This is a genomic window from Coralliovum pocilloporae (genome assembly GCF_030845175.1).
GTDB classification, from domain to species: Bacteria; Pseudomonadota; Alphaproteobacteria; order Rhizobiales; family Cohaesibacteraceae; genus Coralliovum; species Coralliovum pocilloporae.
In genome coordinates this window covers 1,608,293-1,627,390 of the sequence record NZ_CP132542.1, presented here as the reverse complement: position 1 = coordinate 1,627,390, position 19,098 = coordinate 1,608,293, and the positions used below count along the sequence as shown (strand labels likewise).

Genomic DNA, 19,098 nt, shown 5'->3' with positions numbered 1-19,098 from the left:
TTATTTTAAATCTATAGACCCTGCCTGCTGCCCGGGTCAGCCAGATCCTGAAGCCGGAGGGATGCCATACGCGCGTAACGCAGCATCATGGCCTTGCGGCGTGCTGCCGGGAGCGATGCGTTCGGGCTGTCACGCAACAGGGCTGCACCAAAACCATCGGCAATGATCAACCCGGCCTCTTCCGGGAAAATATCAAGCGGGACATCATTCAGCGTCGCAAAAAAGAACCGGTCGCAATATTCAAGATAGTCCGGCCATTTGCTGTCAGAACGGAAATCTTCCACTGACGACTTTATCTCGATGATCCAGATTTCGCCCTTCGGCCCCATGGCCGCCAGATCAGCCCGCCTGCCGGATGCCAGGGTCATTTCGGCAAGACAGGCGAAATTCATTGCTCTCAGAAAACGGCCAACCCCGCGCTGAACGGTCAATGCCCGCTCGGATTGCCTGCCATCGTTCAGCGCGTCTTGGTCAAAATCAGTTGGAATCATGCGCATATGCTGGCATGGAGAAGAAGAAAAGCAAAGCTGAAGGACCGAGTTGATGACAGATATCCGCCAGCAGGTGATTGAGACCGCATTGCAGATGAATGCATCAGGGCTCAACAAGGGCACCTCAGGCAATGTCAGTGCGCGCACGGACGACGGGTTCGTCATCACACCATCAGGTATTGCCTATGATCAACTGACCCCTGACCATATTGTCCGGATGGATCTGGAAGGCGGTTATTATGGCGAGTTGCGTCCCTCCAGCGAGTGGCGGATGCACTCAGATATCTATCGCGCCCATCCCAGCGCTGGTGCTGTGGTCCATACCCATTCCACCCATGCGACCGCACTGTCGTGTCTGCACATGGAAATCCCGGCCTTTCACTACATGATAGCCGTTGCTGGCGGCGCTTCCATTCGCTGCGCAGATTATGCCACCTTTGGAACGGAAGCCTTGTCAGAAGCGATGCTCGTCGCTCTCAGGGATCGATCCGCCTGTCTGCTTGGCAACCATGGGCAGATCGCCTTTGGCCCTGGTCTCGGCAAGGCTCTGTGGCTCGCCGGTGAAGTGGAAGAGCTGGCCCATCAATACTGGCTGGTGCGTCAGGCCGGAGAACCGATCCTGATCGACGGCGATGAGATGGAGCGGGTGCTGGATCGTTTCAGAAGTTATGGGAAGCAGCCGGACGAGATTGACGGGGATGACCCGCTAGCAAGGGATATGCCCATCCGGCGCAGCACATGAGTCTTCAGGGATAAGGCAGAGCATCATGCGGATCGGGATCGATCTTGGCGGCACAAAGACCGAAGCCATCCTTCTTGATGACGATGGCCGGATTGTCTTCCGGGAACGGCTGTCAACGCCCAAGGGAGACTATCAGGGCACGCTTGAGACTGTCGTACGTCTGGTCAGTCTGGCAGAGGCATCAATCGGCGCACGTCTGCCGGACATCGGGATCGGCATTCCGGGCACGATATCACCTGCAACAAGCCTTGTTAAAAATGCAAATTCCACCTGGCTGAACGGCCAGCCATTAAGACAGGACCTGACAGATCAGCTTGGCCGTGAAGTCCATATTGCCAATGATGCCAATTGCCTTGCGGTTTCTGAAGCCGTGGACGGTGCTGCAGCAGGAGCGGACTGTGTTCTTGCCATCATCATCGGCACCGGGTGCGGCTCGGGCATCGCCCTGAAGGGTCGGCCTCTGGTTGGTCGCCACGGAATTGCGGGCGAGATCGGCCATAATCCTCTCCCCTGGATGACAGAGGAAGATTTTCCCGGCCCCTTATGCTGGTGCGGGCAAAGAGGCTGTATCGAAACATTCGTATCCGGCACCGCGTTCCAGAAGGATTATGGCTCTGACGGGAAGGAAACCTTCTTCGGCACAGACATCATTAGGCTCATGCGCGCAGGCGACACGCATGCTCGGGCAGCCTATGACCGCTATGTAGACCGGCTTGCGCGCACCCTCGCCCATGCCATCAACCTGCTGGACCCGGGCGTCATTGTGCTGGGCGGAGGCATGTCGAATGTGGATGAGCTGTATACGGACCTTCCCGCTCTTATCCCACGCCATGTCTTCTCCGATGTCTGCAACACACCGGTCCGAAAGGCCATGCATGGGGACTCATCCGGCGTGCGCGGTGCCGCCTGGCTATGCCCAAGATGAGTTTATCCGTATAATCCCTTGCAAAAATCGTCGGAATGCCGTTGAACTCCTGACACTCGAGACCAGCGCAATCATCAGCACCGAATGAGCCGCACATGACCCGTCGATCCGAACTTCTGATGCCTGCAGGTTCCCTGCAGAAACTCAAAATGGCCGTTCTTTACGGAGCGGATGCCATTTACATGGGTACGCCGGACATGTCGCTCCGGTCGAAATCGGACATGAGCCTTGAGGATGTGGTGGAAGGGGTTCAGTTTGCCCATCAGCATGGCAAGCGGGTTTATCTCACGCTGAATCTGTTTTCCCATAACAAGGATATCGACAAGCTTCCCCATTATCTGGAGACTGTTCGCAAGGTGCAGCCGGACGGGTTGATTGTGGCAGACCCTGGTGTCTTCATGTTTGTAAAGGAGCATGCGCCGGAACTGGAACTGCATGTCTCAACCCAGGCCAATGTCTGCTCCTGGCAATCGGTCAAGTTCTGGGAACAGCTTGGAGCCAAGCTCTGCGTCCTTGGCCGTGAGGTGTCTTACGAAGAGCTTTGCGAAATCCGGGAAAAATGCCCCGATATCAAGCTTGAAGCCTTTGTTCATGGCTCCATGTGCATGACCTATTCGGGCCGCTGCCTGTTGTCGAACTTCATGGCCGAGCGTGGTGCCAATCAGGGATCCTGCGCCAATTCCTGCCGCTGGAAATACAAGGTTCACATGAAGCTCAAGGATGGCACCCGTCATGAGCTGAACCTGACGGATGAAAATCTGGAACTGTTCGAGTTCTTCCTTGAGGAAGAAATCCGCGCCGGTGAACTGATGCCGATCCAGGAAGATGAGCGCGGGTCTTATATCCTGAATTCCAAGGATCTCTGCCTGATGCCGAAGCTTGATGAGCTGCTGCGCATCGGCGTTGACAGCCTGAAAGTGGAAGGGCGCGGCAAAAGCCCCTACTACGTGGCCGTTGTGGCTCGTGCCTACCGGATGGCGATTGATGACTACAATCGCGACCCGGAGAACTGGCGGCCCGATACCTATCTGCGCGAACTCGCGACAGTCCCCAATCGTGGCTACACACTGGCTTTTCATGACGGACGCCTGACCAATTACGGTCATGGCTATGAAGACGGTTCCAATCTGGCTGAATGGGAATATGCAGGGATTGTCACCCGCGTTGAGGATGATGCCTTCATCATCGAGGTTAAAAACAAGATTGAAACCGGTGACGTGCTGGAATTTGTTTCCCCCAAACGGCAGGAAACAGTCCTGATCCGGCTTTATGAATTCGAGAATGCGGAAAACGGCAAGGTGACCGAAGCCGTTCATGCCGGACAGAAACCGTATATCCGGGTACCATTCTCCGCCTTTGATCGGGAAGATCCGGCTGTCATGCACAGTGATTTCCCGGAAATGACCATCATCCGCAAGGAGCGCGCTCTCGCCCAGCACGAATGGGACCGGTTGCGCCTCGATAAAACAGCGCAGAATCGGGAACTAGGCAAAGGATCGGACAAGACTTACGAAAAACGCCGGGAACAGACACAGCTCTCTCTTGATGAGCGGGCTGCCGGGCGGGTCTTCCGTACACCGCGCACCGGCAAGGAAGGCTGTTGCGGGCGTGGCTGTAATGGCTGTCTGATCTTCTGGCACGACCCGGCTTACGGCAAGGCGCGTGATGTGCTGGCCAACAAAAAGCAAGGAGAGTTGCTGGACAGGGACCTGGCCGCCTCACTGGTCACAGAAACTGTGCCAGAGGCAGCGACAGAGGCAGCGGAATAAGAAATGCTGACACGGCGACATCTCCTGAAGCAGTCTGGTCTGACGCTCGGCGCGGGCCTTCTTTTCTCTGGAGGTTTCTCCATGCAGGCATCTGCCACATCCCGGTCGGGCTTCTGGCTACCGGAGGAATCCGAGCCCCATCTCAGAACCTTCATGCAATGGCCTGTGAGCCGGGCTGCTTATGACGATTCGTGGTTCCTGGCTGACCTGCAACGGTCGATTGCCGACATTGCCAATACGATTGTTGAATTTGAACCTGTCGTCATGCTGATGGACCAGCGTTACGAAAAGAAGGCCCGACGCCTTCTCAGCGACGGGATAGAGATCTGGACCATCCCGACCGATGATTTGTGGTGTCGGGATTCAGGCCCGGTTTTTGTACGCAACAGCTCCGGTGATCTGGCGGTCTCCCATCTGAATTTCAATGGCTGGGGCAACAAGCAACCCCATCCGAATGACGGACGCATTGCAAGGACCATTGCCGATCGTCTGGGCCTGCCCTTCCTGGATAATGGTCTGGTGGGGGAAGCCGGTGGCGTCGAAAGTGACGGAGCTGGAACCCTGATCGCTCATGAAAGCAGCTGGATCAACCCAAACCGCAATAAGGGTTCCAAGGCCGAGGTGACACGGCTTCTTCTCGATGCGCTCGGGGCAGACAAGGTAATCTGGGCACCGGGGCGTTCTGGTGCGGATATCACTGACTATCACATCGATGCATTGGCCCGCTTCGTGGAGCCGGGGCATATCGTTATCCAGATGCCGGAGAAGCCGGACCCGCAAGACCCCTGGTCTGTGGCCGCGTTTGAGACCTATGACATCCTTCAGCAGGCAATAGATGCAGCAGGCCGGAAGCTCAGGCTGACAGTTCTGCCAGAACCCTATGATATCCGGGTAACCGCGCCGGACTTTGTAGCATCCTACGTCAATTACTATGTCTGCAACGGCGCTGTTATAGCCGCTGAGTTCGGCGACAGGGACACCGACAGCGAGGCCCGGAAAACCCTCCAGGCGCTTTATCCGGGCAGAGAGATCGTCATGCTGAATGTTGACCCGGTGGGTGAAGTGGGTGGTGGTATTCACTGTGCCACCCAGCAACAGCCTGCCACCTGACGGATACTCCCCATGACACAAAGCACAATCGAGATCTATGTGGACGCTGATGCCTGTCCGGTAAAGGACGAGGTGATGCGGGTGGCAGACCGACATGACCTTCCGGTCCATATGGTCTCAAACAGCTGGATGAGGCTGGATGACAATCCGCTGATCAACCGGGTGATTGTCTCCGAAGGCCCGGACGAAGCGGATAACTGGATTGCAGAACGCATCACCGATCGCGATATTGCGATTACAGCCGACATCCCGCTTGCCTCCCGCTGCATTGAGCGTGGCGCGTCTGTGCTGGGACCAGGCGGCAAGCCCTTCACGCAGGATTCTATTGGTATGGCCCTAGCCATGCGGGATCTCAAACAGCATTTGCGGGAAACCGGTGAAATCTCCGGCCATAACCCGAGTTTCACCCGACAGAACCGGTCGGACTTCCTCAATCAGCTGGAAAACATGGTTCAGGCCATCAAGCGGCGTTAGAGCGCATCTATTCTCTAAAATCACCTGCCTTTTAGCCACTCCAGCACATCAGGCGCATTTCTGTCCGGCGGGAAAACCGGATAGAAGACCTTGCTGATCTCCCCATCTTTCAGAATGAGGGCCATGCGCTTGAGAAGGTCCATATCGTGGACCCGCATCATTGGCAGGTTGAGCGCTTTCTGTAAGGCAAGTTCGCTGTCTGACAGGATCGGAAACGGCATGTGCAGGCGCTCGGCCATTTCCTTCTGATAATCTGTGTCCTGAGTGGAAAGACCAAAGATGTGATCTGCTCCCGCCTCTTTAAGCTCAGCGGCCAGATCGCGAAACCCGCAGGATTGCGGCGTACAGCCCCGCGCGCCGGGGATCATGTCCCAGTCTTCAGGCAGTGCGACACCCGGCTGACCTGTCATCGGATAGACAAACAGAATCACAAGACCGGACAAAGCAGACAGGTCCATCAGGTTGCCATCTGTTGACCGAAGCGGAACAGCGGGAAACGCTCTGCCTTTCAGATGATCAGCACCACCATCATCTTCCGGAGCTGGAATCGTTGACCAGTCCACATCCTGCAGGTTCGGCTGATTCATCGCCTATTTCCTTCGTTGCCAATGCCAGGCGTCACTATCGGGATTGCCCTTCACGCTTGTCAAGCAGGGGCTCAGGTTCTATGTGCTGTGGCACGACCTTCGTAGCGACCGGATGATACACACCTATGGCTCCTCCTCTTCTTCACCTGCATGACATTGCGCTTACCTTTGGCGGCACGCCGCTGCTTGAAGGGGCTGAGCTGGCTGTCGGTCCGGGAGAGAAAATTTCTCTGGTCGGGCGCAATGGATCGGGAAAGTCCACCCTGCTGAAGATTGCCGCCGGTCAGGTGGAAAGCGATTCCGGTAAGCGGTTCCTCCAGCCCGGCACGACAGTCCGCTATCTGCGCCAGGAACCAGATCTGAGCGGCTTTTCCGACACACTCTCCTATGTGGAGGCAGGCCTTGGGCCGGGTGATGATACCTATCGGGCCGCCTACCTGCTGGGTGAGCTTGGGCTTGATGGCACAGAAAGCCCGGACCGTCTGTCAGGGGGTGAAGCGCGCCGGGCCGCCCTTGCTCGCGCTTTGGCTCCCGAGCCGGATATCCTACTTCTGGATGAGCCCACCAACCATCTGGATCTGCCTGCGATTGAATGGCTTGAAAGCGAGCTTAAAACCATGCGCACCGCGCTGGTTCTGATCAGCCATGATCGCCGTTTTCTTGAAAACCTGACCGATGTGACAGTCTGGCTTGATCGGGGGCAGACTCGTCGACTGGACAAGGGGTTTGCGCATTTCGAGGACTGGCGGGATGAGATTTACGCCAAGGAGGAGGAGGACGCCCACAAGCTTGACCGTCAGATTGAGCGTGAGGAGCACTGGCTTCGCTATGGTGTAACGGCGCGGCGGAAGCGGAATGTCCGGCGACTGGACAATCTTTTCGCCCTTCGCCAGCAGCGCCGGGATCTGAGAAAAGCGCAGGGCAATGTTTCCCTGGTCGCCACCGAGGGCCAGACATCCGGTAAGGAAGTGGTCAAGGTTGACCATGTGTCCAAGAGCTTTGGTGAAACGGTTATTATCGACAATTTCTCAACGCTGGTGCATCGCAAGGATCGTATCGGCCTTGTCGGCCGCAATGGTGCGGGCAAAACCACTCTGATCAAGCTTCTGACAGGAGATCTGGAACCGGACAGCGGCACGATCAAGCTGGGCACCAAGCTCGAGATGATCACCCTCGACCAGCGGCGGGAAAGCCTTGATCCGAACTGGACCTTGAAAGATGCCCTGACCGATGGGCGCGGTGACATGGTGATGGTGAACGGCGAGCAGAAACATGTGATCGCCTATATGAAAGACTTTCTGTTCCGCCCTGAACAGGCCCGCACCCCGATTTCGGCCCTGTCGGGTGGTGAGCGGGGACGGTTGATGTTGGCCCGGGCTCTGGCCAAACCCTCCAACCTTCTGGTGCTGGATGAACCGACCAACGATCTCGACCTTGAGACTCTTGATCTCCTACAGGACCTTCTCGCCAATTATGACGGCACGGTTCTGCTGGTCAGCCACGACCGTGATTTCATCGACCGGGTGGTAACCTCCACAATTGCTTCAGAAGACAATGGCCGCTGGGTGGATTATGCGGGCGGCTATTCCGACATGCTGAAACAGAAAAAGGCGCAGGCCCCGGAGGAGAACAAGCCGCAGAAGCAAAAAGCGACCCTCGCCGCATCCAAACCAAAAGCGGAGCAGCTCAAGCGCAAGCTGTCATTCAAGGAAAAGCACGCCCTTGAAACGCTTCCGGATCAAATGGAAAGCCTGGAGGCTGACATCGCCACCCTGCGTGGCAAACTGGAAGACCCCGATCTCTATGCCAAGGATCCTGTCCGGTTTGAGAAAATCGCCAAAAAGCTCGAAGCAAAAGAATCAGAACTGGCCACCTGCGAAGAGCAATGGCTGGAACTGGAAATGCTGAAGGAAGAACTGGAGGGATCATAGACCGGATGGATGATCTCGGCCTTCTCATCGACTTTCACAAAGACGCTGCTCGACAGGGACCTGGCGGCGAGGAAGAGACACGACTGGCTCTGTCCTTGTCGGGCCTCATCAATCAGAAAGGTTTGAGGATTGCCGATATCGGATGTGGCACGGGATCATCCGCAATTCTATTGGCTGAAGCGCTTGGCACAGAGGTCATCGCTGTCGATTTTCTGGAAACTTTTCTCAGCGAGCTTGAGTTGCGTGCCAAGGCCGCAGGCGTATCAGATCGGATTTCTACTCTGACCGCGTCCATGGATGCTCTGCCGTTCGAGCCGCTATCTCTGGATGCGATCTGGTCGGAAGGGGCGATCTATAATATCGGCTTTGAAGCCGGGATCCGGGACTGGCGGGGTTTTCTGAGACCAGGAGGCATTCTGGCCGTCTCAGAACTCACATGGCTGACCGACAAGCGGCCAGCCGAGCTGAGTGAATACTGGACCAATGCCTATCCGGAAGTCGCAACTGCCGCAGAAAAGATGGCACTTCTGGAAAAACACGGCTACATGCCGCTGGGTTACTTCCCACTGCCCCGGTACTGCTGGATTAAGAATTACTATCAGCCGATGAAGGAGCGTTTCACGCTCTTTCTGGAACGCCACAATCACTCGGAAGACGCCCAGGCGCTCGTCAATGCTGAACGGTATGAGATCGATCTCTACGAGCGATATTCAGACTATGTCAGTTACGGCTTTTATATTGCCAGGGCTGTTGGGTAACTTCTGAGACATTCAACCAAACCAGTAGGCAAGGGTCTTTAGAATCCCCTTTGGAAAGCTCACTGGTCTCGCACTATCAGACAGATGTACGGCCAAGGGTCTGCATCGCTGTCAGAATTTCGTTCGTTTGCTCAACCAGCTCGCAGATCAGTTGTTCTGCCGATCTTTCGCGATTCAGTGCTGCGGCCTGACCATAAAGCAGAAACTGATGATCAAGATCGTCATGGGCAATACCATGTCTCTTGATAGGACTGCTGTAATTATACATTAGAGGAAACTCGGGAAAGTCCGGCCGTCCTTCTGCCAGTCCGACAGAATATGGAGTGCGTCGCGCCCTGCACGGTCTACCGGAAAATGCCCGGGACAAGTGCGTGTCTTCATCACTTGCAGACAGCAATGCTTCTCTGTGAATGCCGGTTATTGGCGTTTCCGTACATGTCAGAAAGGCTGTGCCCATCCATACACCATCCGCACCCAGTGCCGTGCTGGCGGCAATAGCACGTCCATCTCCTATGCCTCCGGCTGCCAGAACCAGGCAGTCAACAGCATCAACAATTTGTGGAACCAGAGCCATGGTGCCAATGCCGGTATCCTCATAGTTCACTGCAAATGACCCCCTATGGCCGCCAGCTTCCCATCCTTGGGCAACAATAATCTCAACACCGGACCGCTCAAGAGCAAGCGCCTCGGATACCGTTGTCGCCGTGGCCGCAACGCGGATTCCCGCACCTTTAAGCCTGTCAACCACCGCGCCCTGTGGGCATCCAAAATGGAAGCTGACCATTGCAGGGTTCTGTTCAACGAGCAGGTCGAGTTTCTCTGCATCAAACGTTTCCGCTTCCGTCACCGATGTATCTGCTGGCAGTTCCAGATTCAGATTTTCATAGAAGGGCGCAACCAGTGATCGGGCACGATCATCGAGCTCTGCGCGATATATCGGGGGTTTGTGCAGGAAAAAGTTCAGATTGAATGGCTTGTCTGTACTTGCCTTTAGCTGCGCGACACGCTGCTCCAATTCATTGATCGACATCTCCGCGCATCCGAGAGACCCTAAGCCTCCGGCATTACTCACGGCCGCAGCCAGAGGAACAAGTGGTTTTTGCAGGATCATTGGAGCCTGAACAATCGGATATTCAATGTTCAGAAGCCTGCTTAATCTCGATTCTTGCCACATCTCCATCTCCCTGATTATCAACTAAGTTTCTCAAAGAGCGGCCAGGACAGTGGCCGTGGAGCGAAGGGTATGGCTTCGTCTGCGACACGTGATGCTCTTTCTCTCCCGGAAACGAGAATCAACGTGCCCCGCCGGAGGCAAGAGCAAAGCGAATTGTCATGAGGTAAGAGAAATGGCGGTCCCAAGAGGATTCGAACCTCTGGCCTCTGCCTTCGGAGGGCAGCGCTCTATCCAGCTGAGCTATGGGACCGGATCAGGCGGTTGCGCAATGCGAACCGCAGCATTTGGTAGTCTTTAGCGGATGCATCCGGCGAGGGCAACGGGATATTTCCCGTTGCTGCCAGATTTCAACCACCTTATCGGGATCGGGCCTGTGGAATTCAAAGCGTAAACGCTCATCACTCCTGATCAGACATCCAGATTGGCCACATTCAGGGCGTTGCTCTGGATAAAGTCGCGGCGCGGCTCGACCTCGTCACCCATCAACTTGGTGAAAATGTCATCCGCATCGTCGGCCTGCCAGATCTTGACCTGCAGAAGCGAACGTACATCCGGATCCAGCGTTGTTTCCCAAAGCTGGTCCGGGTTCATCTCACCCAGACCCTTGTAGCGCTGCAGGCCAATACCTTTGCCGCCTGCAGAGAACACCGTATCAAGCAAGGCACGGGGGCCGCGGATCTCTTTCTCGGTTTCCTTGCGGCGCAACACAGCCGCTTTGCCGAAAATCTCCTGCAGGAAAGCAGCATGGGCGTCAAGTTTGCGGGCGTCAGCCGATTCAAGCAGGGCAATGTCGATGGACGTTGCTTCCTTCACCCCACGGACGGTGCGCTCAAACTGCAGATTGCCGTTTTCATCCACCCGGCCTTCCCAGCCGCGCTCGGTTTCTTCCGCAAGAATATCCAGCCGACGGGCAATATAGCTGGCAGCTTCCGCTGCCTTTGCATCATCACCAATGATGTCAGACGACAGAGCACCGGCGATGGCCGCCTGCTCCACAACATCCCGACTGTAACGGGAATGCAGGCCATCAAGAACAAGCCGGATGGCGCGACAGCGATCCACAACATCCCGAAGGTCAGCTCCTGACCGCGCTTCGCCATTCTCGAGTGTCAGCATGGTGTCTTCAAGACCATTGCCAACCAGATAGTTCTCCAGCGCGGCCTGGTCTTTCAGATATTGTTCGGACTGCCCGCGCTTCGCCTTGTAGAGAGGCGGCTGCGCAATATAGAGGTGGCCCCGCTCAATCAGCTCCGGCATCTGCCGGAAAAAGAAGGTGAGCAGCAGGGTCCGGATATGGGCACCATCCACATCAGCATCGGTCATGATGATGATCTTGTGATAGCGCAGCTTGTCAGGGTTAAACTCTTCCTTGCCAATGCCCGTGCCAAGCGCCGTGATCAGGGTGCCAATCTCATTTGAAGACAGCATCTTGTCAAAGCGGGCACGCTCCACGTTGAGGATCTTGCCGCGCAGGGGCAGAACAGCCTGGTTTTCACGATTTCGGCCCTGTTTGGCAGAACCACCAGCGGAATCACCCTCCACCAGGAACAGTTCAGACTTGGCCGGATCACGTTCCTGACAGTCAGCCAGCTTTCCGGGCAAGGAGGCCACATCAAGCGCACCCTTGCGACGGGTCAGCTCACGCGCCTTGCGGGCCGCTTCACGGGCAGCAGCCGCTTCCACCACCTTGGAGACAACCGTCTTTGCCTCAGCTGGGTGCTCCTCGAACCAGTCTTTCAAGGCCTGGTTGATGGCATTTTCCACCACCGGGCGCACCTCGGACGAGACCAGCTTATCCTTGGTCTGGGAGGAGAATTTCGGATCGGGCACCTTGACGGAAAGGACACAGGTCAGGCCCTCACGGCAATCATCACCGGCCAGATTGACCTTTTCCTTCTTTGAGATCCCGGCGGAATCCGCATAACCCGTCACCTGACGCGTAAGCGCAGCACGGAAACCGGCCAGATGGGTACCGCCATCACGCTGGGGGATGTTATTGGTGAAACAGAGCACATTCTCGTGGTAGGAATCATTCCACCAGAGTGCGGCCTCGACCGTGATACCTTCCCGTTCTGCCGAGAGCGAAATCGGCATCTCGATCAGCGGATGCCTGCTGCGATCAAGATAGCCGACAAAGGCTTCCAGACCGCCTTCATAGACCATTTCCTCGACACGAGGCTCAACACCGCGCTTGTCGGTCAGGATGATCCGGACACCGGAATTGAGGAAGGCCAGCTCGCGCAGGCGGTGCTCAAGTGTGCCGTAATCAAATTCGGTCATCGAGAAGGTTTCAGTACTCGGCAGGAAAGTCACTTCCGTGCCGGTGTCATCGCCCGCATCTCCGATAACCTGAAGCGGGCCATCGGCCACGCCATGGGTAAAGGCAACTTCATGCACTTTACCGGCACGCCAGACCTTCAGCTTCAGCCAGACGGACAGGGCGTTCACCACCGACACGCCCACACCATGAAGACCACCGGAAACCTTGTAAGAATTCTGGTCGAATTTACCGCCTGCATGGAGCTGGGTCATGATCACCTCAGCCGCAGACACACCCTCTTCCGGGTGGATGTCGGTCGGGATACCGCGCCCATTGTCATTGACTGTGACGGAGCCATCGGAATTAAGCGTCACCAGTACCCTGTCCGCATGGCCTGCAAGCGCCTCGTCAATGGCGTTGTCTACCACTTCATAGACCATGTGATGAAGGCCGGACCCGTCATCGGTATCACCGATATACATACCCGGTCTTTTACGGACAGCATCGAGCCCTTTCAGGACCTTGATGGAGTCGGCACCATACTCGGCGCCATTGCCGTTTTCGGCTGAATTATCTTGCGTATCGCTCATGCGAATCAGTCTACCAGATTCCGTGCAGAATTACCCCCGTTATATGCGGTTTCTCAGGCCGTTCAACTCCCGGAAAACGGGCTTTTTTCCGGCCATGTGGACAGATGTCAGACACAAGCGGGCAAAACAGGCAGCAGACATGGAGAACGGGCAGTCAACAGACCGCCCGTTTCGTTATTCCGGAACAGCATAACTGGCGTAACGCCTTGAAAATTCACCCCTTCTGTAGAAGAGTCCAGATCTGGTCTTTCAGCACCATCCGCTGCTTGCGCATGGCCACCTCATTGAGGTCATCGGTCGGCTCCACATTTGTCTCCGCCCGATGGATGGCCCGGTTGATCTCATGATATTCGTCAAACAGACGGGCAAAGTGCGCATCACCGGTTTTCAGGGCGTGGATTTTCTCCACATGCTCGGGGAATTCCTCAGACAGTTCATGCGGCGTGTTGGACATGTGCCCTCCATGATCGGTTGCAGGTTGAAGCCTCAGTTCTATTCACCTCAGCTTCGCGCTGCCCCGATGGCACCGCTTTGATCCGGATCAAGACTTTGCAGGAAAACCTGGCTCAGACACAGAATTCAGGCACAGAATTCAGGCACAGAATTCGGGCACAGAATCCAGATACAGAATTCAGCGTGTTGCGATTGACACCGCAGCGCCAGCCATGACAGCCGCAGCACTGCGCTGCATAATCCGCTGCGGGCCAGGCCGCCTGAAAATCGCCCGCATTCTGTCAGCCAGCGCCGCATAGGCAAAGACAATCCCGCCAATGGTGACGATCATCAGTGCTACCAGCTCGAAATATCCAACCAGTGTCACAGCCTGAAGGTCCACAAAGGTCGGGAGAAGCGCCATGTAGAAGGCAATCGGCTTGGGATTGCCCAATGTGATCAGAAGGGCTGACAGGAAAACGCGAAACGGGCTCTCATCCTTGTCTCTGGTATCCTTCACTGTGAAATCAGCAATGGGCGCGGTCCAGAAGGTCCAGGCGAGATAGGCCAGATAAAGCGCACCGGCAATTTTCAATATCAGGAACAGGGTCGCAAAAGTCTGCGCGATAAGGGCCAGGCCAAAGACGGCAAGCGTCAGATAGACCAAATCACCCAATATGATACCTGGGATCATGAAACAGGTGGTCTTGAGGCCTGACTTGAGAGCACGCGCGATCACCGCTGCAATTCCCGGTCCTGGTACGGCAACGGCAATTGCCAGCGCAAATCCCAGGGCAATCAGAGAACCTGTATCAATCATCATCCACCCCACACCAGAGCGCTAAAGCTCCGCGGTTCCGCCTGATACATGGACAAACTGGGCCCGGTCTCCAAGACCCGTAAAGGCCTGCCTGTCCGTTCCGGTCATTAGAGCCTGACAGCCGAGCCTGTCAAGCAGATCAAACAGCGCGTCCCGACGCCGCTCATCCAGATGGGCAGCAACCTCATCAAGCAACATCAGGGGCGCCTTGCCGGTCATCCGGCCAACCAGATGCGCATGAGACAGGACCAGACCAAGCAGCAGAGCTTTCTGCTCCCCTGTTGAGCATTTGGCTGCTGGCATATCCTTGTCCTGATGCCTGACTTTCAGATCCGCCCGATGCGGACCACTCAGGGTTCGCCCGGCTGCCCTGTCACGGGGACGGCTGCTTCTCAGGGAGAGGCGGTAATTTTCTTCGGCGTCGCTGGCAGGCAGGGTCGCAAGATCATTTTCAAACTCCCCCTCCAGCGCAATGTCTGCCGCCGGAAAGGCGCTACCGCCCTCATCCAGGAACCGGACAGAGGATGCCAGCAGATCAACCAGCTCACGGCGGGCCTGACCGATGGCACAGGCATGCTCAGCCATTTGCATTTCTATGGCATCCAGCCATGCCGGATCACTACGCCCGTCTTCAAGCAGACGATTGCGGCTCCGCATGGATTTCTCAAAGCCTGACACCTGTCGCCCGTGACCGCTGTGAAGAGACAGAACCATGCGGTCAAGAAACTTGCGCCTGTCAGCACCAGGCCCGGTGAAAAGGCCATCCATGGCCGGTGTCAGCCACATGACCGAAACATGCTCAAGCAGACTGTCAGATGTTTTCTGAATATCGCCGTCTATGCGGATCTGCCGCGCGGTTTCGTCACGTGTCGCCAGTCCTGTCCCGATGCGGGCCTCTCCCTCATCAGAACCGATATCGGCAACCACAGCCCACCCGGCCTCTCCGGCCTGACGGCTGACCTCTCCATAAGCCGCACGTCGCATACCGCGACCCGGACTGAGGAATGAAACGGCTTCCAGCAGATTGGTCTTGCCCGCACCGTTCTCGCCAGTGAACACGATATGTTTTGGCGCAAATGCGAGAGACAGGGTCGTATAATTTCGGAAATCAGACAGGCGCAGTGCCGACAGCCAGCGTTTTTCGGTCATGTCGGCACCAGAAGCTGCGATGGCTATACGCGCATCGGCATCAGCACATAGAGCGTGTCTGTTGCACCATTGTCCAGAATGAGTGTCGGGGATCCCGGATCAGACAGCTTGAAGATTGCCGTGCCGGTCTGCAGTTGATCGGTTACATCCAGCAGATAGCGGGCGTTAAAGCCGATCTCCAGATCCTCCGCCTGATATTCCACGGCCAGCTCATCTGTGGCCGAACCAGAATCCGGGTTGGTCACCGTCAGGGTCAGGCGATCATCGGTCATGGACAGTTTGACAGCACGACCACGCTCGCTTGAGATGGTCGATACGCGATCAACGGCCTTAGCGAACAGCTCGCAATCGACAATCATTTCCTTGTCGTTGCCCTGCGGGATCACCCGGCCATAATCTGGGAATGTGCCGTCGATCAGTTTCGACGTCAGCACCACCGTGCCGACAGAAACACGAATCTTTGTCTCGGACAGCTCAACGGAGACATCCGCATCCGGATCTTCAAGCAGTTTCTGGATTTCGGAAACTGTCTTGCGCGGCACGATAATGCCCGGCATGCCTTCTGATCCAGAAGGTGCGGCCCGCTCGGCCTGTGCAAGGCGGTGGCCGTCCGTTGCAACGGCGCGCAGGGACAGATCGCCACCGGTTTCTACCGTGTGGAAGAAAATGCCGTTCAGGTAATAGCGGGTCTCCTCAGTGGAGATTGCAAACTGAGTGCGATCAACGAGGCCTTTTAGTTCGGACGCCTTCAGGGAGAACCGATGGCTGAAATCACCGGCCGTCAAATCAGGGAAATCAGATTCCGGCAGCATCTGCAGCCGGAAGCGGGAGCGACCGGAGGTCAGCTCGACCGTGGCACCATCCGCACTGGTGGCCAGGGACACTTCCGAGCCTTCAGGCAGTTTGCGGACAATATCATACAGCATGTGCGCGGGAACCGTGGTCGCGCCAGCGGCCTCGACAATGGCGGGGACGCGCTCGACAACTTCCAGATCAAGATCCGTCGCCTTCAGGCTGAGTTCACCGCCATCCGTACGCAAAAGAACATTGGACAGAATGGGAATCGTGTTTCTGCGTTCGACAACCCGATGCACGTGGTTGAGCGATCTCAGCAGGTTTGTCCGCTCCAATGTGATCTTCATGGATCTGTCCGTCTCGTCTAAACTTAAATACGTGTGATGGTTCTATAGCGCCCCGTAAACGGGTCGGCAACTCTGGCCTTTTTCGGCAAAAAGAGCAAGAGGCATTGCCATGGAAATGACATTGGGGAAAAGACAGGAATACGGACATGCTGCCTGAGCAGATATCGACATTCGGGCCCGGAGCCTGCCAGGTGAGAAACAATCATGGCTGAGCTCCTCATTCGCAATGCCCGTTACCTGCCCGGTGCCTTGTCACGCAACGCACAGACCATGCTGCGTGATGCCATCCTGTCATGCCTTTCACAGGCTCCGCTGTTCCGTCCGTCCATGCCACGCAGCGGCAAGCCGTTTTCCGTGCGGATGAGCAATTGCGGCTCTCTTGGCTGGGTTTCGGACAAAGCCGGTTATCGGTATCAGTCGACGCATCCTGATACCGGGCTCTTCTGGCCGGACATGCCCCAACAGCTCCGCACTCTATGGAGGGACCTTCTGCCAAATGCTGCAGAACCCGAAGCCTGCCTGATCAATGTCTATGATGCACAGGCAAAGCTCGGCCTGCATCAGGATCGCGATGAAGTGAATCTGGACGCTCCTGTATTGTCCATCTCTCTGGGAGCCACAGCCCTGTTTCGCATCGGAGGAACCACACGCGGCGGCAAAACGAATCGAATCACTCTGCAATCCGGTGACATCCTGATCCTGGATGGTGACAGTCGCCTCGCCTATCATGGCGTTACCCGAATTTACCCGGGAACATCCACTCTTCTGAAGAACGTGCACCCGGATATTCCGGAAGACGGACGGATCAACCTTACCCTGAGGCGAGTTAATAAGTCAGAGTTCTAATTAAGCAATAAATATTCAGATATTTGTATATATATTCTGAATATTAGGTATATTCCTGTAATATTCGCTCAATCTGCCTAATTATTCAGCAAATAACGTGTCTTCACGGCAACGTTATCTTATTTTTCTTCACCTTCTGAATAAATTAATTCTTGGATTGTTACAGAGGTGGTATTGCCCTCCATAGGGCAAGCTCGTTTATTCTCGACCCGGAAGGAATTAATAAATGAGACGGAACGTATTGAGCGTTCTCATGGCCGGAGCAGCGACAGCTCTCCTGGCTGGGGCAGCACAGGCTGAGGGCAACAATTTTTACGTCGGCGGTTCAGTTGGCCTGAACTTTCTCGAAGACGCCGACAGCGTCAGCAACACAGTTGCAGGCGGCCTTCGCCGTGTAGAAGAAGACTTCGACACAGGCGCCGTTATCAGCGGCTTCGTCGGTTACAGCTGGGATCTGGCAGAACGTGGCGCCGTGCGACTGGAAGGTGAACTGTCTTACCGCACCAACGATACAGACAGCCTGGTGTTCAACACCGCACCGCAGAACGTTGTCAGCGACGATAACGAAAGCCTGTCCGGTTTTGTGAACGCCTATTATGACTTCACACAGTTCAGCGATCGCTTTCATCCTTATCTGGGCGCCGGTATCGGCTTTACCCATATCGACAAGAATGTCGTTTATGGTGGCGGTGCCAACATCAACGATGAAGACACGGTTTTCGCCTACCAGTTCATTGCTGGCGTGACCTACAAGGCTACAGATCAGTTCGATATCTTCGTTGAAGGTCGCTATCTCGGCACGGAAGACCCGGATCTGGACCGGTTCGGCGGCCCTGGCCCCGCTGGCGCAGGCGGGCTTGGTGGTGCACTGACCACCACACAGGAATCCGAATACGAGTCAATCTCTGCATCAATCGGTGTTCGTTACCGGTTCTGATCAGACAGAGATCACGTCATAAGAAAGCCGCCGATAGTGTATCGGCGGCTTTTTTGATTCGGCTTGAATATCGGGAACAGCGTCTAAAGCACCAGACCTTTAACTTGATGGTAGCGGTGCTTTAAGAGTTTGTTTCTGCGCGAGCTTTTATCTGGAAAGTCTATCAACTTTTCAGAAGCACCCTTTAAACCATCAGGCGCTGGTATCAACCCGCGATCCCGGCTCTGCATTGCCTTCCGGCTTGCGTTCCTTTGGTCCGCCCTTGGACACACCCACCATGGCCGGGCGCAGAACACGATCACCGATCACATAACCAGCCTGCATCACCTGTAGAACCGTATTGTTCGGCACATCCGTATTGGGAATCTCAAACATCGCCTGATGGAAATTCGGGTCAAATTTCTGACCTTCCGGATCCAGCTTTTTCACACCATGTTTTTCAAGGAGATTGTTCATCTCCCGTCCGGTCATCTCAACACCCTCAATCAGGGCCTTCAGACCGGCATCATCGCTGTTGCGGGATTCCTCAGGCACAGCATCCAGCGCACGGGTCAGGTTGTCCCCGACCGTCAGCATGTCGCGGGCAAAGCTTGCAGCGGAATATTGCTTGGCGTCACGGATTTCCTTCTCCGTACGGCGGCGCAGGTTTTCCATTTCGGCCAGAGTGCGCAAAAGCTGGTCCTTGGCGTTTGCAGCTTCCTGCTCCAGCGCTTCAATGCGCTGCTGTACCGGGTCAATACTGTCTTCAGCCGGTGCCGCATCATCCTGCGCTGCATGGTCTGCTGGCTGGTTTTCCGGCAGAGCAGTCTCAGCCGCAGTCTCGTTTGTCTTGGTATCCGTCATTTCATCCTCTTTGAGGGCACGGTCGATCCAGGGCTCAGACACCTAAATCTCTTGACCCCGGATATCAGCTTTTCCAAGGGAAAAATCAAGGCCTGATCGACAACAGATCCAGCCAGCA

The 19,098-nt window shown here is 55.8% G+C and carries 18 protein-coding genes and 1 tRNA gene; 9 read left to right on the top strand and 10 right to left on the bottom strand.

Features of this window, described 5'->3' with window-relative positions:
• Window positions 1–11 precede the first annotated feature (11 nt).
• On the bottom strand, window positions 12–491 hold the full coding sequence (locus RA157_RS07590; protein ID WP_350335865.1) for an MmcB family DNA repair protein: 480 nt from the start codon (window positions 489–491) through the stop codon (window positions 12–14).
• Window positions 492–543: 52 nt separating this feature from the next.
• Between RA157_RS07590 and RA157_RS07585 the strand changes: the two genes are divergently transcribed.
• From RA157_RS07585 to RA157_RS07565, 5 genes are all read left to right on the top strand, one after another.
• Complete coding sequence (locus RA157_RS07585) at window positions 544–1,233, top strand: class II aldolase/adducin family protein (RefSeq protein WP_350335864.1); 690 nt, start codon at window positions 544–546, stop codon at window positions 1,231–1,233.
• Between the two features lie 25 nt (window positions 1,234–1,258).
• Window positions 1,259–2,158 carry a fructokinase gene (gene mak / locus RA157_RS07580; RefSeq protein ID WP_350335863.1) on the top strand — a complete coding sequence of 300 codons (900 nt, stop codon included), beginning with the start codon at window positions 1,259–1,261 and terminating at the stop codon, window positions 2,156–2,158.
• A 95-nt stretch (window positions 2,159–2,253) separates the two neighbouring features.
• A complete protein-coding gene (locus tag RA157_RS07575; protein WP_350335862.1) occupies window positions 2,254–3,927 on the top strand; it encodes a peptidase U32 family protein in 1,674 nt (557 codons plus the stop codon).
• Window positions 3,928–3,930: 3 nt separating this feature from the next.
• The gene (locus RA157_RS07570) at window positions 3,931–5,037 is read left to right on the top strand and encodes an agmatine deiminase family protein (protein WP_350335861.1); all 1,107 of its coding nucleotides are present in this window, start codon (window positions 3,931–3,933) and stop codon (window positions 5,035–5,037) included.
• A 12-nt stretch (window positions 5,038–5,049) separates the two neighbouring features.
• Window positions 5,050–5,511: a YaiI/YqxD family protein gene (locus RA157_RS07565; protein WP_350335860.1), complete on the top strand. Its 462-nt coding sequence runs from the start codon at window positions 5,050–5,052 to the stop codon at window positions 5,509–5,511.
• A gap of 20 nt (window positions 5,512–5,531) precedes the next feature.
• Here the strand turns inward: RA157_RS07565 and RA157_RS07560 are convergent, their stop codons facing one another.
• Complete coding sequence (locus RA157_RS07560; protein WP_350335859.1) at window positions 5,532–6,098, bottom strand: peroxiredoxin; 567 nt, start codon at window positions 6,096–6,098, stop codon at window positions 5,532–5,534.
• Window positions 6,099–6,223: 125 nt separating this feature from the next.
• On the opposite strand from RA157_RS07560, the gene RA157_RS07555 reads away from it, so the two are divergent.
• On the top strand, window positions 6,224–8,029 hold the full coding sequence (locus RA157_RS07555) for an ABC-F family ATP-binding cassette domain-containing protein (protein WP_350335858.1): 1,806 nt from the start codon (window positions 6,224–6,226) through the stop codon (window positions 8,027–8,029).
• Between the two features lie 5 nt (window positions 8,030–8,034).
• Window positions 8,035–8,787, top strand: coding sequence for a class I SAM-dependent methyltransferase (locus RA157_RS07550; protein WP_350335857.1), 753 nt, complete (start codon window positions 8,035–8,037; stop codon window positions 8,785–8,787).
• Window positions 8,788–8,863: 76 nt separating this feature from the next.
• Here RA157_RS07550 and RA157_RS07545 read toward each other — a convergent pair whose 3' ends face one another.
• From RA157_RS07545 to dnaN, 7 genes are all read right to left on the bottom strand, one after another.
• Window positions 8,864–9,961, bottom strand: a complete 1,098-nt coding sequence (locus RA157_RS07545) for an NAD(P)H-dependent flavin oxidoreductase (protein WP_350335856.1) — start codon at window positions 9,959–9,961, stop codon at window positions 8,864–8,866.
• A 173-nt stretch (window positions 9,962–10,134) separates the two neighbouring features.
• A tRNA-Arg gene (locus RA157_RS07540) sits at window positions 10,135–10,211 on the bottom strand.
• A gap of 158 nt (window positions 10,212–10,369) precedes the next feature.
• Window positions 10,370–12,811 carry a DNA topoisomerase (ATP-hydrolyzing) subunit B gene (gene gyrB, locus RA157_RS07535; RefSeq protein ID WP_350335855.1) on the bottom strand — a complete coding sequence of 814 codons (2,442 nt, stop codon included), beginning with the start codon at window positions 12,809–12,811 and terminating at the stop codon, window positions 10,370–10,372.
• 214 nt (window positions 12,812–13,025) lie between these two features.
• A complete protein-coding gene (locus RA157_RS07530; protein WP_350335854.1) occupies window positions 13,026–13,265 on the bottom strand; it encodes an HP1242/YdcH family protein in 240 nt (79 codons plus the stop codon).
• Window positions 13,266–13,442: 177 nt separating this feature from the next.
• A complete protein-coding gene (locus RA157_RS07525; protein ID WP_350335853.1) occupies window positions 13,443–14,066 on the bottom strand; it encodes a LysE family translocator in 624 nt (207 codons plus the stop codon).
• Between the two features lie 18 nt (window positions 14,067–14,084).
• Window positions 14,085–15,212, bottom strand: coding sequence for a DNA replication/repair protein RecF (gene recF, locus RA157_RS07520; RefSeq protein WP_350335852.1), 1,128 nt, complete (start codon window positions 15,210–15,212; stop codon window positions 14,085–14,087).
• A gap of 23 nt (window positions 15,213–15,235) precedes the next feature.
• The gene (gene dnaN, locus RA157_RS07515; protein ID WP_350335851.1) at window positions 15,236–16,354 is read right to left on the bottom strand and encodes a DNA polymerase III subunit beta; all 1,119 of its coding nucleotides are present in this window, start codon (window positions 16,352–16,354) and stop codon (window positions 15,236–15,238) included.
• 204 nt (window positions 16,355–16,558) lie between these two features.
• Between dnaN and RA157_RS07510 the strand changes: the two genes are divergently transcribed.
• Together RA157_RS07510 and RA157_RS07505 are read left to right on the top strand one after the other, a co-directional pair.
• Window positions 16,559–17,200: an alpha-ketoglutarate-dependent dioxygenase AlkB gene (locus RA157_RS07510; RefSeq protein WP_350335850.1), complete on the top strand. Its 642-nt coding sequence runs from the start codon at window positions 16,559–16,561 to the stop codon at window positions 17,198–17,200.
• A 226-nt stretch (window positions 17,201–17,426) separates the two neighbouring features.
• Entirely contained in the window at window positions 17,427–18,137 is a 711-nt protein-coding gene (locus tag RA157_RS07505) for an outer membrane protein (RefSeq protein WP_350335849.1), read from the top strand.
• Between the two features lie 192 nt (window positions 18,138–18,329).
• Here RA157_RS07505 and grpE read toward each other — a convergent pair whose 3' ends face one another.
• Complete coding sequence (gene grpE, locus RA157_RS07500; RefSeq protein ID WP_350336168.1) at window positions 18,330–18,980, bottom strand: nucleotide exchange factor GrpE; 651 nt, start codon at window positions 18,978–18,980, stop codon at window positions 18,330–18,332.
• Window positions 18,981–19,098 lie beyond the last annotated feature (118 nt).

Coding starts and splice junctions, on each gene's coding strand:
- RA157_RS07590 (WP_350335865.1), bottom strand. CDS start 491: ATGATTCCAACTGATTTTGACCAAGACGCGCTGAACGATGGCAGGCAA.
- RA157_RS07585 (WP_350335864.1), top strand. CDS start 544: ATGACAGATATCCGCCAGCAGGTGATTGAGACCGCATTGCAGATGAAT.
- mak (WP_350335863.1), top strand. CDS start 1,259: ATGCGGATCGGGATCGATCTTGGCGGCACAAAGACCGAAGCCATCCTT.
- RA157_RS07575 (WP_350335862.1), top strand. CDS start 2,254: ATGACCCGTCGATCCGAACTTCTGATGCCTGCAGGTTCCCTGCAGAAA.
- RA157_RS07570 (WP_350335861.1), top strand. CDS start 3,931: ATGCTGACACGGCGACATCTCCTGAAGCAGTCTGGTCTGACGCTCGGC.
- RA157_RS07565 (WP_350335860.1), top strand. CDS start 5,050: ATGACACAAAGCACAATCGAGATCTATGTGGACGCTGATGCCTGTCCG.
- RA157_RS07560 (WP_350335859.1), bottom strand. CDS start 6,098: ATGAATCAGCCGAACCTGCAGGATGTGGACTGGTCAACGATTCCAGCT.
- RA157_RS07555 (WP_350335858.1), top strand. CDS start 6,224: ATGGCTCCTCCTCTTCTTCACCTGCATGACATTGCGCTTACCTTTGGC.
- RA157_RS07550 (WP_350335857.1), top strand. CDS start 8,035: ATGGATGATCTCGGCCTTCTCATCGACTTTCACAAAGACGCTGCTCGA.
- RA157_RS07545 (WP_350335856.1), bottom strand. CDS start 9,961: ATGTGGCAAGAATCGAGATTAAGCAGGCTTCTGAACATTGAATATCCG.
- gyrB (WP_350335855.1), bottom strand. CDS start 12,811: ATGAGCGATACGCAAGATAATTCAGCCGAAAACGGCAATGGCGCCGAG.
- RA157_RS07530 (WP_350335854.1), bottom strand. CDS start 13,265: ATGTCCAACACGCCGCATGAACTGTCTGAGGAATTCCCCGAGCATGTG.
- RA157_RS07525 (WP_350335853.1), bottom strand. CDS start 14,066: ATGATGATTGATACAGGTTCTCTGATTGCCCTGGGATTTGCGCTGGCA.
- recF (WP_350335852.1), bottom strand. CDS start 15,212: ATGACCGAAAAACGCTGGCTGTCGGCACTGCGCCTGTCTGATTTCCGA.
- dnaN (WP_350335851.1), bottom strand. CDS start 16,354: ATGAAGATCACATTGGAGCGGACAAACCTGCTGAGATCGCTCAACCAC.
- RA157_RS07510 (WP_350335850.1), top strand. CDS start 16,559: ATGGCTGAGCTCCTCATTCGCAATGCCCGTTACCTGCCCGGTGCCTTG.
- RA157_RS07505 (WP_350335849.1), top strand. CDS start 17,427: ATGAGACGGAACGTATTGAGCGTTCTCATGGCCGGAGCAGCGACAGCT.
- grpE (WP_350336168.1), bottom strand. CDS start 18,980: ATGACGGATACCAAGACAAACGAGACTGCGGCTGAGACTGCTCTGCCG.